General features: G+C 67.4%; 8 protein-coding genes and 2 pseudogenes. 5 read left to right on the top strand and 5 right to left on the bottom strand.

The window, feature by feature from the left end; genetic code table 11:
• Positions 1-34: 34 nt before the first annotated feature.
• Together AB0G84_RS06605 and AB0G84_RS06600 are read left to right on the top strand one after the other, a co-directional pair.
• Complete coding sequence (locus AB0G84_RS06605; RefSeq protein WP_361316340.1) at positions 35-334, top strand: hypothetical protein; 300 nt, start codon at positions 35-37, stop codon at positions 332-334.
• A gap of 13 nt (positions 335-347) precedes the next feature.
• Positions 348-886: pseudogene (locus AB0G84_RS06600) on the top strand (GNAT family N-acetyltransferase).
• 372 nt (positions 887-1,258) lie between these two features.
• Here AB0G84_RS06600 and AB0G84_RS06595 read toward each other — a convergent pair.
• From AB0G84_RS06595 to AB0G84_RS06580, 4 genes are all read right to left on the bottom strand, one after another.
• Positions 1,259-1,384, bottom strand: a complete 126-nt coding sequence (locus tag AB0G84_RS06595; protein ID WP_361316338.1) for a hypothetical protein — start codon at positions 1,382-1,384, stop codon at positions 1,259-1,261.
• A gap of 58 nt (positions 1,385-1,442) precedes the next feature.
• The gene (locus tag AB0G84_RS06590) at positions 1,443-1,934 is read right to left on the bottom strand and encodes an ATP-binding protein (protein ID WP_361316335.1); all 492 of its coding nucleotides are present in this window, start codon (positions 1,932-1,934) and stop codon (positions 1,443-1,445) included.
• Positions 1,935-2,219: 285 nt separating this feature from the next.
• Positions 2,220-2,876 (bottom strand): maleylpyruvate isomerase N-terminal domain-containing protein, encoded by a 657-nt coding sequence (locus AB0G84_RS06585; RefSeq protein WP_361316333.1) that lies wholly within the window; start codon positions 2,874-2,876, stop codon positions 2,220-2,222.
• A gap of 929 nt (positions 2,877-3,805) precedes the next feature.
• Positions 3,806-7,180: a pyruvate carboxylase gene (locus tag AB0G84_RS06580; protein ID WP_361316331.1), complete on the bottom strand. Its 3,375-nt coding sequence runs from the start codon at positions 7,178-7,180 to the stop codon at positions 3,806-3,808.
• A 763-nt stretch (positions 7,181-7,943) separates the two neighbouring features.
• Here AB0G84_RS06580 and AB0G84_RS06575 point away from each other — a divergent pair.
• Together AB0G84_RS06575 and AB0G84_RS06570 are read left to right on the top strand one after the other, a co-directional pair.
• Entirely contained in the window at positions 7,944-10,580 is a 2,637-nt protein-coding gene (locus AB0G84_RS06575) for an NACHT domain-containing protein (protein WP_361316329.1), read from the top strand.
• 556 nt (positions 10,581-11,136) lie between these two features.
• Positions 11,137-11,550: a VOC family protein gene (locus tag AB0G84_RS06570; RefSeq protein ID WP_361316326.1), complete on the top strand. Its 414-nt coding sequence runs from the start codon at positions 11,137-11,139 to the stop codon at positions 11,548-11,550.
• A 121-nt stretch (positions 11,551-11,671) separates the two neighbouring features.
• Here the strand turns inward: AB0G84_RS06570 and AB0G84_RS06565 are convergent.
• Positions 11,672-12,128, bottom strand: a pseudogene (locus tag AB0G84_RS06565) (ATP-binding protein); the annotation flags it as partial.
• Here AB0G84_RS06565 and AB0G84_RS06560 point away from each other — a divergent pair.
• Positions 12,100-12,531, top strand: coding sequence for an SDR family oxidoreductase (locus AB0G84_RS06560; RefSeq protein ID WP_361316323.1), 432 nt, complete (start codon positions 12,100-12,102; stop codon positions 12,529-12,531). The pseudogene AB0G84_RS06565 and the gene AB0G84_RS06560 overlap by 29 nt on opposite strands.
• Positions 12,532-12,662 lie beyond the last annotated feature (131 nt).

Here is a 12,662-nt window from a genome sequence, read left to right as displayed (position 1 = left end):
CACGCGGTGCAGAGCCGAGGTCATTCCTCTGTACGTGTCCCGCCCGCTCGCCGACCGGGCCCTGCGGATCATGGACGCGCTTCTGACCGAGGTCGAGAGCCGTGGCTACACGGTGGAGCCCCAGACCGACCTCCAGCGCGGTGAAGCCGTGCATACGCTGGCGATCGTGATCCGGGGCCCGACTTTCCCTCTCGTCCTGACGGAGCGGACGGCCAAGGTCCCGTACGAGCTGACCTGGCAGGAACTCCGCCGTAAGGAGCACAACCTTGGAGTGTGGGGTCCGGGCCATTGGCTTGATCGGTCCGCGAGCCTTGATCGTTGCCGAGCCTGCTGATTGGTTGGTCGGCATGGCTGAACTCGGACCCGTCGCCTGGCCGCCTGCCCGGTCAAGACTGAGCGGCTCGTGCTCCGAGAGCCCGAGGCGCGGGACCGTGCGGCGTTTATCGAGCTGCTGGCGTCGCCAGAGGTGCACACCTATCTCGGCGGCCCCCGGCCGCGTGACGTGCTTGAGCGCGAGATGCCCGGGGTGCCCGAGCGGTGGCCGGGGAGTTTCGTTGTTGATCTCGACGGGGCGATGATCGGCCAGATCCTGCTCAGGAGGGCAACGGAGCATCTTCGCCCGGCTGCTGCGGGGAAGATTGATCTCGGTTACCTGTTCCTGCCGCGGGCGTGGGGATTCGGGTATGCCGCCGAGGCGTGCGCGGCGGCACTCGATTGGTTCGACGGCGTCCTTCCCGGTGAGCCGGTGGTGCTCGCCACCCAGACGGCCAACGTCGGCTCGATGCGCCTCGCGGCAAAGCTGGGGTTCACCGAGGTAGAGCGGTTCCAAGCCTGGGACGCCGAGCAGTGGCTCGGCTTGCGGTCCCCGGTCGCGCCGTCCGCTTGAACTCGTGGACGAAGCCGCGTTGTGGGTCCGCCGACCGTCAGGTCGGCGGACCCAGTGATCGGTGACGGTCAGCCGAAGCTCATTGGAGGCGTCTGAGCGGGCCGATGACGGTGACGCGGTTGGTGATCATGGAGCGGGCGGCTTCCTGGTTGGCGAGCAGGCGACGATCGTGACGGGCTGGTCGCAGTGCGGGCAGTTCCGGACTGCCGTCGGTGCCAGTGGGTCGATGGGGCCGGGGGCTGCCGGCTGCGGGCCGGGCGGAAGGGCTCGGGGATGTTCGCCAAGACGTCGTGCTCGTTCTTCGTCGCGGGTCCGGTTGCGTTGCCTTTCCGACTCGCGACGGCATTCGGGCGAGCAGTAGACCTGGCGGAGTCAGGGGTTGGCGGTGAAGATGCCCTCGCAGACTGGGCAGGTGTGGGCGGCCAGGCCGGCGGGAGCGCGTCGGTGGGCGGCGCTCTTGCAGCGGGGAAAGCAGTAGATCTGTCTCGGGCTCGGCATGAACTCTCCCTCGCAGACTGGACAGTTGGCGGGTGCGGGGTTGGGCTGTTCGTTGGGGTCAGGAGACACCTGCGTTGACTCCCTTGCGCATGGCGTCGGCCTGGTTCTGGTGGCTGCGGAGCCGGTAGGAGGGTCCGTCGATGCCGGCGACGGCAGCCCGGTGCAGGAGCCGGTCGAGCATGGCGGCAGCGACGGTGGCGTCGCCGAAGGCTCCGGCCCAGTCGGCAATCCCGACGTTGGTCGTCAGGATCGTGCTGGACTTGAGATACCTCTGGTTGATCACCTGGAACAGGGCCGAGGCGCCGTCCTCGGGCAGCGGCAGATAGCCGAGCTCATCGATGATCAAAAGCTTTGGACCTGCAAAGAAGCGCATGCAGGTCTTCCAGCGGCCTTCGAGGGCGGCCTTGTGGCACTTGGCGGCGAGTTCCGTGGCGGCGGTGAAGTAGACACGGTGGCCAGCGTCGACGGCCGCTCGTCCGAGGGCGACCGACAGCATGGTCTTGCCCACTCCGGGCGGTCCGACGAACAGCACGCAAGTGGGGAGAGTCAAGAAGCGCCATCAACCCCGGGCACGGCGCTCGTGGGCGGAGCCGCGCTCGGCCAGAAGCGGGCGGATCTCGCTGATCGCCCGGCCGATGGTGGACGAGCCCACCTCGTAGATCACGGCCAGGGCTTGGTGGGGTCAGGCCAGTGCGCAGGTGGATCAGGGTGGCCAGTAGCCGGTCGGCGAAGGCCAGTTCGTACTTCGGCCCGGCCCCGGCCTACCGAGAACCCACCCGTGCGGCTCCCTCCACGTCACGGCCACGCCCCCGATCTTCAACTGTCAACAGCGTCGTTAGCCGAGGATGAGCGGGAGGTTTGCGGCGAGATCGCCCAGAGCAGCTTTCTCAGCGTCGGTCGGCGTGCGACGTCCGGTGCCGATCAGCAACGCGTCCTTGTCGGAGAACAAAGCGGGAAACGGGGTCCCGGCGATCTTCTCCAGCGACGTGCGAGCCGCGACGAGGGTCTCGGCGGGCGGCTCGGCGGCCGACGGCAGATGCGCGATCAGGTCGAGGTGGTGCAAGGTCCATTCCAGCACGTACGCGGACAGGTAGTCGCCGACGGTCAGCACCTTGTCCTGGGTGCTGACGCGGAGGGCGGGATCGGCGAGTTCGGCGGCTCGGCCCGCGGCGGAACCCACGTCGTCGAGGTGGAACTTGAGCCACCGCGGCTCGCCGTATGCGGCGGCCAGCCGGGGGATCAGCGCATCGAGGGGGTCTTCGCCGGTCGGTGGCTGGTCCAGGAGGCCCCAGTAGGTGACCGCGTCCGTGGTCGGTTCGGTTTCGGTGGGTGTGACCAGGGTGATCAGGACGTCCTGGGCGTCGATGACCAGGTGGCAGACCAGGTCTCGCACGAGCCAGCCGGTGCAGCCGGACGGCCGCTCGAAGTCCTCGTCCGGTAGTTCGGCGACCGCCGTGCGCAATGCTGTCCAAGAGTGTGAGAAGAGATCCACTACGGCACGGTAAGCCGGACTCGGAACGGCGGACAAGCGAATTCGGACGGTCGGCTCGTGCACCTAACCGATCTTCCGTGACGCCTTACGGTCTGCCCCGCGATCAATCGCGGGGCAGACCGTAAGCGTGGGGAAGGTATGCGTACCCCTTTACCCACCATCGAGGTTCCGGCGACCCCGATTCTCACGGCGGGTGGCCTCGCTCTGGCAGCTGGTTCGTCGGCCACCGCGGCACCCACCACAGTCCATTCCTGCTACGGCAGCGCCAAGAACTACGACACGGCGGTCACCTTCCAGGACGAGGGTTGGCCGATTAGGGGAACGGTCACCACCACCTCAAATTGCGCCGACATCAACGTCAAGCCCAGCAACGGCGTCTACGTACACACCTGCTGGGACAACGGCGACTGCCATCAATTCCGCTGGATCCCAGGGAGTACCTGGGGCGTAGCGGCCAGCGATGTCCTAAATGGCACGAGACAGGAAACACACGGCATGCACGACCTCCGCCCGCGCCACGGCACGTCACCACTCCCGCGGTGCCGCGGCTGCCCCGGACGATCGGTGAGCCGGATCGCCACCTCGCTGCAGGCTGGCGCCGAGCGCTGTCCTCCGCTGGCGCTGGCCGCTCGCCTGCCCTGCGGTCCCCATTGCCGTCTCTATGGCGGCCTCCCCCAGGGGCGGGTGCGCGTGGATGGTGTCGGCCAGGCCCGTCAGCGTCACGGCGAGCGCCGCCTCGGCTATCAGGTCGCTCGCGCCGTTACTCCCGGCTCGCCGGCTTCACCTCGGCCCGGTCGTCCGCTGTACCCGGATCACACAGAAGCCGGAGCACACCGCCCGCGAAGGGGCCCGCGCCCGCCACGGCCTCGCCAAGGCCGGCCGGTGCCGACCAGGGCGACGACACCGCTCATGCCGTAGCGGGAGGCGATTCACCCGATGTCGACGAGGAGATCGCCTCCCTCCACCTGCTGGATCTGGTTGATCGCCAGCCTGGCCACCCGCCCGGCCTTCGGGGCGGTGATCGCGGCTTCCATCTTCATCGCCTCGATGGTGGCCACGGTGGTGCCGGCAGCCACCTCGTCGCCCTCGGCCACCGCGAGCGTCACCACTCCGGCGAACGGCGCGGCGACATTGCCCGGCTTGGTCCTGTCGGCCTTCTCCGTCACCGGTACGTCGGCGGCCGCTGCGGCATCGCGTACCTGGATCGGCCGCAGCTGGCCGTTCAGGGTGGACACCACGGTGCGCATACCGCGTTCGTCGGCCTCTCCGACAGCTTCCAGCTCGATCAGGAGCCGTACCCCCGGCTCGAGATCGACCGCGTACTCCGTTCCGGAACGCAGTCCGTAGAAGAAGTCCTTGCTGTCCAGCACGCTGGTGTCGCCGTAGGCCTGACGGTGTGCCTCGAAGTCGCGGGCCGGCCCGGGGAACAGCAGCCGGTTGAGCGTTGCGCGCCGGTCCTGCTCCAGTCCGCTACGGTCGTCCGCGGTCAGTTCCTGCACGGGCCTGGGCTCGGCGCGGCCCTCCAGCGCCTTGGCGCGGAACGGCTCCGGCCACCCGCCGGGCGGGTTGCCCAACTCGCCGCGGAGGAAGCCGATGACGGAATCCGGGATGTCGAACTCGTTCGGCGTCGCCTCGAAGTCCTCCGGCTTCACCCCGGCGCCCACCAGGTGTAGGGCAAGGTCCCCGACCACCTTGGACGACGGGGTCACCTTCACCAGGCGGCCGAGGATCCGGTCGGCGGCGGCGTACATCGCCTCGATGTCCTCGAAGCGGTCGCCCAGGCCGAGCGCGACCGCCTGCGTGCGCAGGTTGGACAGCTGCCCGCCGGGGATCTCGTGGTGGTACACGCGGCCGGTCGGCGAGGCCAGGCCCGCCTCGAACGGCGCGTAGATCCTGCGGACGCTCTCCCAGTACGGCTCCAGGTCCCCGACCGCCTTCAGATCCAGCCCGGAGGGCCGTGCGGAGTGGTCGGTCGCGGCCACGATCGCCGACAGCGAAGGCTGCGAGGTGGTGCCGGCCATGGACGCGACCGCGCCGTCCACCGCGTCCGCGCCGGCTCGGATCGCGGCGAGGTAGGTGGCCAGCTGGCCGCCCGCGGTGTCATGGGTGTGGAGGTGTACCGGCAGATCGAACTCCCGGCGCAGGGCGGAGACGAGCGTCTCGGCGGCCGGCGCCCGGAGCAGCCCCGCCATGTCCTTGATGGCCAGGACGTGGGCGCCGGCTGCCACGATCTGCTCGGCCAGACGGAGGTAGTAGTCCAGGGTGTAGAGCCGCTCGGACGGATCGGACAAATCGGAGGTGTAGCACAGGGCGACCTCGGCCACGGCCGTTCCGGTCTCCCGTACGGCGTCGATGGCGGGCCGCATCTGGCCGACGTCGTTGAGCGCGTCGAAGATCCGGAAGATGTCGATACCGGTGGCGGCGGCCTCCTGGACGAAGGCGTCGGTCACCTCGGTCGGGTACGGCGTGTAGCCCACGGTGTTGCGGCCACGGAGCAGCATCTGGAGGCAGATGTTCGGCACGGCTTCACGGAGTGCGGCCAGGCGCTCCCAGGGGTCCTCGGCGAGGAAGCGGAGGGCGACGTCGTAGGTGGCGCCGCCCCAGCACTCCAGGGACAGCAGCTGCGGCACCGTCCGCGCCACCACCGGGGCGACGGCGAGCATGTCCTTGGTACGGACCCGGGTAGCGAGCAGTGACTGGTGGGCGTCCCGGAAGGTGGTGTCGGTGACTCCGATGGCCGGTGACTCGCGCAGCCACCGGGCGAACCCTTCCGGGCCGAGCTCGGCGAGCCGCTGCCGGGAGCCGGCGGGCGGTTCGGTGGCCGGCACGGGTGGCAGTTTGGTGATCGGATCGATCAGCTGGGGCCGTGCGCCGTGCGGCTTGTTCACCGTTACGTCCGCGAGGTAGGTGAGCAGCTTCGTGCCGCGGTCGGCGGAGTGGCGCGCGGTGAGCAGGTGCGGGCGCTCTTCGATGAAGGAGGTGGTGACCCGGCCGGCCCGGAAGTCCGGGTCGTCGAGCACGGCTTGCAGGAACGGGATGTTCGTGGCCACGCCGCGGATGCGGAACTCGGCCACCGCGCGCCGGGCCCGACCGATGGCGGTGCTGAAGTCCCGGCCGCGGCAGCTGAGCTTGACCAGCATCGAGTCGAAGTGCGCGCTGATCTCCGTACCGGCGTGTGTGGTGCCGCCGTCCAGGCGGATTCCCGAGCCGCCCGGCGACCGGTAGGCGCTGATCCGGCCGGTGTCCGGGCGGAAGCCGTTGGCGGGGTCCTCGGTCGTGATACGGCACTGCAGCGCGGCGCCGTGCAGGACGACCTTGTCCTGTGTGAGGCCGAGATCGGCGAGTGTCTCCCCCGCGGCGATACGCAGCTGCGCCTGCACGAGGTCGACGTCGGTGACCTCCTCGGTCACCGTGTGCTCGACCTGGATGCGCGGGTTCATCTCGATGAAGACGTGGTTCCCGTCGCGGTCGAGCAGGAACTCCACGGTGCCCGCGTTGCGGTAGCCGATCTCCCGGGCGAACCGCACCGCGTCGGCGCAGATCCGCTCGCGCAACGCCGGGTCGAGGTTCGGCGCGGGCGCGAGTTCGATCACCTTCTGGTGCCGGCGCTGGAGAGAGCAGTCGCGCTCGAAGAGGTGGATGACCTCGCCGTGCCCGTCGGCGAGGATCTGCACCTCGATGTGGCGGGGGTCGACGACGGCCTTCTCCAGGAAGACGGTGGGGTCGCCGAACGCGGACGCGGCCTCACGGGCCGCCGCCTCGATGGACTCGCGCAGCACGCCGGGGTCCTCGACGCGGCGCATACCGCGTCCTCCGCCGCCGGCGACCGCCTTGACGAACACGGGGAAACCGATGTCCTCGGCGGCACGGACCAGTTCGTCCACGTCGCTGGAGGGCTCCGAGGAGCCGAGCACCGGTACGCCGGCGGCGCGCGCGGCAGCCACTGCGCGCGCCTTGTTCCCGGTCAGTTCGAGCGTGCCAGCGCTCGGCCCGACGAACGTGATGCCCGCCTCCTCGCAGGCCCGCGCGAGGTCGGGGTTCTCGGACAGGAACCCGTAGCCCGGGTACACCGCGTCCGCGCCCGACCTGCGCGCGGCACGGACGATCTCCTCCACGGAGAGGTAGGCACGCACCGGGTGCCCCGGCTCGCCGATCTCATGCGCCTCGTCGGCCTTCAGCCGGTGCAGCGAGTTGCGGTCCTCGTACGGGAAGACGGCAACGGTCTTCGCGCCCAGCTCATAGCCGGCGCGGAAAGCGCGAATCGCGATCTCACCACGGTTGGCGACCAGTACCTTGCGGAACATTTTCGATCCCTTCAGCCTGCCATGAGGGACACCATGGTGTACGCCACGGGCAGATCGGACTCCGGACCCGCAGTGACTTCTTACCGAACCATGCCTGATCATTCAGTTGGCTGACGTCAAGATCCGGATCCTTCACGGATCCATGCTCTGCCGACGCCGCCGCAGCCGCCATTTCAGCAGGTCAGCACCGCTATGAGCGTGGGGTACCACCAGCAGACGAAGAACCTGCCGACGGTAGTCGTCGGTCACTGGCGGCTCGGCGTCTGTCCATGCTGGAGCGCTCTGACCTGGGATAACGTCAGCCCGGCCGCTACCACTATCCTCGCAACTTCGCGGGGCTCGGCTCCGCCCACCACCTTGTTGAGCTGGAAGCCCGGAGATGAGGGCATGGACGTCACTGCCCGCCTCGGGCTAGCTGCAACGACCGTCGCCCTCGCCACCTGGCCCAGGCTCCATGCCGACTGGACGGCTGCCGTCCACCCCACCCTCCTCCACCGACTGCGCGCGGTCGACATCGCGTCTCTGACCGGGGCCACACTGCGCCCGCGACGGCCACGACCGTCTGGCGCCCACGCTCATGTCGCTCTCCATGCCCAGCCGCAGTCTTGGAGACGGGTCGCCAGGTCTGGGAACCAGTCGCCATGGCAGCGCTTGGCATCTGGCCACCGCACTTGGGCTGTTTCCCGGGAAACCCGTCACTCCGTCTCCTAAGCTGCTGCCAGGCCGACGGTTGGCTGCCGTCCACACACCAACCGGGGAGCAAATGGAAGCCGCTGCCATTGGCGCTCGCCTCGCCTCAAGCGTTGTAGCACCGCTGATCAAGAGACTCTTCCTAGTCGACGGCCCCGGTGCCGGTTTGATCGACAAGCCGCTGCGCGTCTCGAAGCTCGTTTCATTCAAGGGCGAGAAACGAGTCCTGTCGGACGAAGATCTGCACAAGATCGCCGAGGAACTGGTGAACCGCGCCGCGCAGTCCACCGGTGTCGAGGAACGTCTACCGGCGTACGAACAGCGTGCTGTGGCACATGCCGTGGCGGACTCGCTGAGGTCGCTCGGCTACATCGACATGGACGACGTGCAAGCCGTGCAGCTCGGGCACCTTGCACTCTCCCGGCATTTGAGGTCACAGAGCCCCTCGGCCACTCTCGGTTTATCCAGCGACGCGGTGACACTTCATGCGAGCGTGCTCGACACCGCGTGCCTGCATATCCTGCAGTTCTTCACCCAGAGATCAACTTTTGTGGCCCGTACGCTGATCGAAAACAGCCGTCGGATCGAAGAGTTATCTCTCAAGATCGACTCCCTGATCTCCCGCACTCCCTCGCCGGCCGACGGGCCTTTCGAGGAGCGCTACGCCGAATACATCGCCTCCAAGCATGGCAAATTGACCATCTTTGGGCTCGATCTGTCTGAGGCACCAGAGAATTGGCCGCTCGACGCCGCCTATCTGAGCTTGGACGCAACAGGCGGCAGAACTCATGATCTCCCCACCCTCCTCCCCGCCGACCACATCTTGGCCGGCCGTAACCGAGTGTTGCTCCGGGGCGTAGCAGGGTCAGGGAAAACGACGCTCGTACAGTGGCTGGCGGTATCCACGGCGCGGAAGACGCTCGACGAACGTCTGTTGTATCTCTACGGCCTGGTGCCGTTTGTGCTGCCGCTGCGCAGGCTGACCCGAGGCGGCGCCAAACTCCCCACACCCGACGGATTCCTGGCCGCCGTTGACTGTCCCATCGCCAACCTCCAGCCCACGGGGTGGTTCGACAGGGTGTTGCGCTCAAAGCGTGGCTTGATCCTGGTCGACGGGATCGACGAAGTTCCGGAAAGTGAACGCCAAGAGGCTCGCCGTTGGCTACAGGAGCTGGTCAGTTACTACCCGCACAACCGGTGGCTGGTGACCTCTCGACCTTCGGCCGTACGCCAGGACTGGTTGGTCGGCGACGACTTCGCGGAACTCGACCTTGCTCCGATGAGCCGGGAGAACGTCGCCGAGTTCATCAAGCGGTGGCACAAAGCCGCGGGCATTGGTGACCGCTACGCCACAGATCTCCTGCAGTCTGTACGAGCCAAGCAAGACCTGGGCCGGCTCGCCACCAACCCCCTGATGTGCGCGCTGATCTGCGCCCTTCACCAGGACCGTCGTGGCTACCTACCGGACGGCCGGAAGGAGGTCTACGACGCCGCCCTCTCCATGCTGCTGTCCCGGCGTGACCGTGAGCGAGGAATCTACAAGCCGGGCACCATCCGCATCGGCGAGGAACATCACATCCAGTTGATCCAGAAGCTGGCCTACTGGATGATTCGCAACGGTCGTTCCGAGATGGACCGAGCCGACGCCATTGAACTGCTGGAGCACGCACTACCCGCGATGCCGAAGATCGCCGATCAGGGAACGGCTGAGGAGATCTATCACCACCTGCTGATTCGAAGTGGTCTCCTGCGCGAACCCAGTGCAGATTCGATGGACTTCATTCACCGTACTTTCCAGGACTACCTGGGTGCCAAGGCTGCTGTCGAAGGTCTTGACTTCGATTTCCTCATCGCGCACGCGCATCTCGATCAATGGGAAGACGTCATCCGGATGTCCGTTGCCCACGCTCGAACCATGGAGCGAACCCGGCTGCTCACCGGGCTCATAGAACGAGGTGACACATCCGAGAAGGACAGCAGGCGTCTCCATCTGCTGGCAGCGGCCTGTTTGGAACATGCGACAGAACTGGACCCGGATGTACGGATGGAGGTGGAGCAGCGGGCCTCGGCGCTCATTCCGCCTCGATCGGTGGATCAGGCGCGCGCTCTGGCCGATGTGGGCCCGGTCGTTCTGGACCTGCTTCCCGGGCCGCAGGGGCTCTCCGACGACGAGGCCTACTTCACGGTACTGTCCGCAACCCGTCTTGCCACCGACGCCGCGATCTCCGTACTGGCGCAATACCGCGACCTCTCAGACCTCCGTGTCCGTTCGGAACTGGCCAGGGTCTGGAGTCGATTCGACTGCGATCGGTTCGCTGAGGAAATCATTGCCCATCTCGGAGAGAAAGATCTCTACTTCTGCGTCTCGAATGCACAGGAATTGAATGCGCTCCGGCGGTTCGGTGGCCGTTCTCGCATCCGGATTACAGGCACGATCACACCCGAGGAATTCCAGATTGCCTGCGACCGGTCCCGCCTCACTCATTTGTGGGTGGAGGCCGACTCGGGTGCCACCTGGGAATGGCTGGCATACTTCCCGAATCTCCACACCATCACCTTCGAAAGCCCGCTAGCCAGCATTGATGTGAGCAGCCTCAAGAAGGTCAGGTCTCTCCGCACCATCCGGCTCTCCGAGGAATCCGTGTTCGTGGGATCCGAGGCTCTTCCGCCGTCCACGCAAATTGTGCGAGAGGGCCTGAGCGCGACCTGATAGGCGCCGTCCACACCAGGATGCCCGCCGATGGCGTGCGCGTGCCCTCGGGACGAGCCCTGCGTCCTGTACCGGGCAGGCGCGAAACCGCGTGGCACAGCCTGCGCGCCCGTCCGGTGGCGGTGGTGCGGTGTGTGAGGGCCTCGGCCGCCCGCGCGGCGGGTTCACCAGCAGGCTCCGCCTGAGCCCGCTATGGACGTGGCAAGCGCCGCTTCGGGCCCGGGTGCGGGATGACGTCGGACAAGAGATACGCCCAGACCGGAGTGCAATCGCCGTGTGGCTTCGTTGATTTTCAGGGACAGCGTTTGTCTTCGGTTTCCGAAGGCAGTTGGCGATCAATCGGCTCGGGAATGTCGAGGAGAAATGACGGCACTGTCGTGGCCCCCGGACCTGGGACGGCCAGCCGCTCGTCTGACAGCAGCCAGCTCGCCTCCGCGACGTATTGCCCGTTGTGGTGTCACTCTCTGTAAGAGGGCGTCGCTGAACTCCGACGGGGCTATCTCAGAGATCGCGGTTCAGTCAGACCCGGAGCCGGAACTGGGCTAGAAAGGCGGGCATGGAACTCACCCAGATACGCTTGTTGGTGTCCGACTTCACCGCCGTCTACCGCTTCTACCGGGACGTGCTCGGACTCAAGCCGCAGTTCGAGGCCGAGAGCGGCCCGTACGCCAAGCTCAGCCCCGACGCTGGACAAGCCGCAATCGCGCTTCAAGACCGCACGCAGATGGCTGACGTTCTGGGGCGGTTGGGGGCAGAGCCGGAGGGATATCGCGCGCTGGTGGTGCTGCGGGTGGACGATCTGAACGCCACCCATGCCGAGCTCACCTCGCGGGGTGCGGAGTTCATTCGAGGCCCGGGCCCGATGGGCGAACGGATGCGGGTCGCATACCTGGAAGACCCAGAAGCGAATCTGATCGAGCTTCAGGAGTGGCTGGTGCTGCGCGAGCAGGCTGGTAGCGCGCCGGTGTAAAAGGACCACTGGCGGCCGGATGGGTCCCCCGACTGGCCGCCGGCAGGGAAAACCCAACTCGCCGCCATCACCCCTCAGGGCAGCTGGCCGTCGAGAGAGGTAGCGCCAGACGTCAGCCGGCCAGCTGCTTCTCGTCGTCGGCCTCGACCAGTTCGTTCACCAGCTTCGTGGCGAGCGTGTAGCGGACACGGTAGCCCTTCATGGCCGCCTCGGTACCCAGGGCGATGAGCATGTGGGACCTGCCGGTGCCGGAGTCGCCGATCAGGCAGAGCGACTTCCCGTTCTTGATCCATGCGCAGCTGGCGAGGGTGTGGACGGTGGCCGCGTCGAAATTGGGGTTGGCCTCGAAGTCGAACGCCCGAAGCGACTTCTCCCGGGGAAGTTCGCCGCCTTGATCCGCCGCTCCGAGCGGCGGCGGACCCGGTCGTCGCACTCGGCCATCATCAGTTCGGCGAGGAAGCCCCGGTAGCTCATCTGCTCCTTCAGCGCCCGCTCGGCGATGTCGGGGCACTCCTTGCGGATCGACGGCAGCCGCAGCAGGCGGTGTCGATGGCGGCGTCGGCGACCTGCTCGGTCAAGCCCCGCCAGCGAGGTGTACGGGTCTTCCACGCGATGCGCTGCCAGCTTCCCGCGGTGGCCGCCACGGGCCGCGCCATCGTCAACCTTGCCTCCATAGCCGCACATTCGGGCCTCCAAGGGCAGGCCGCCTATCAGGGTGTCCTCGCCTTGACCCGGACCACGGCGCGCGAATGCGCCGGCCACGGCATCCGGGTCGTGTCGATATCACCAGGCATCGTCGACACCCCTATGGTCACCTCGCTGCCGTCGGGAGCCACCGACGGATTCCTCACCGCCGTCGCTGCAAGGCGCACCGCGCAGTCGGCCGAAGTCGCGGCACTCATCGCGTTCCTGGTGTCCAACGACGCCTCGTATATGACGGACAGCGACCATGTGGTCGACGGCGGTTACCTGGCCAAGTAGCCGACGGAAACAGCGCCTGGCCATTGCCGGCTGCGCTCCGGTGGCCTGCACCATTTGGGACGGTACGACGTACTGGGGAGGAGGGGGCCGGCAGTTGCGGTGCGGCTGTCCCGCAATCTGCCGGCCCAGCA

The organism is Streptomyces sp. NPDC020742 (assembly GCF_040641675.1).
Lineage (GTDB): Bacteria > Actinomycetota > Actinomycetes > Streptomycetales > Streptomycetaceae > Streptomyces.
The sequence above is the reverse complement of the archived record's forward strand: the minus strand, read 5'-3'. Positions and strand labels throughout refer to the sequence as shown.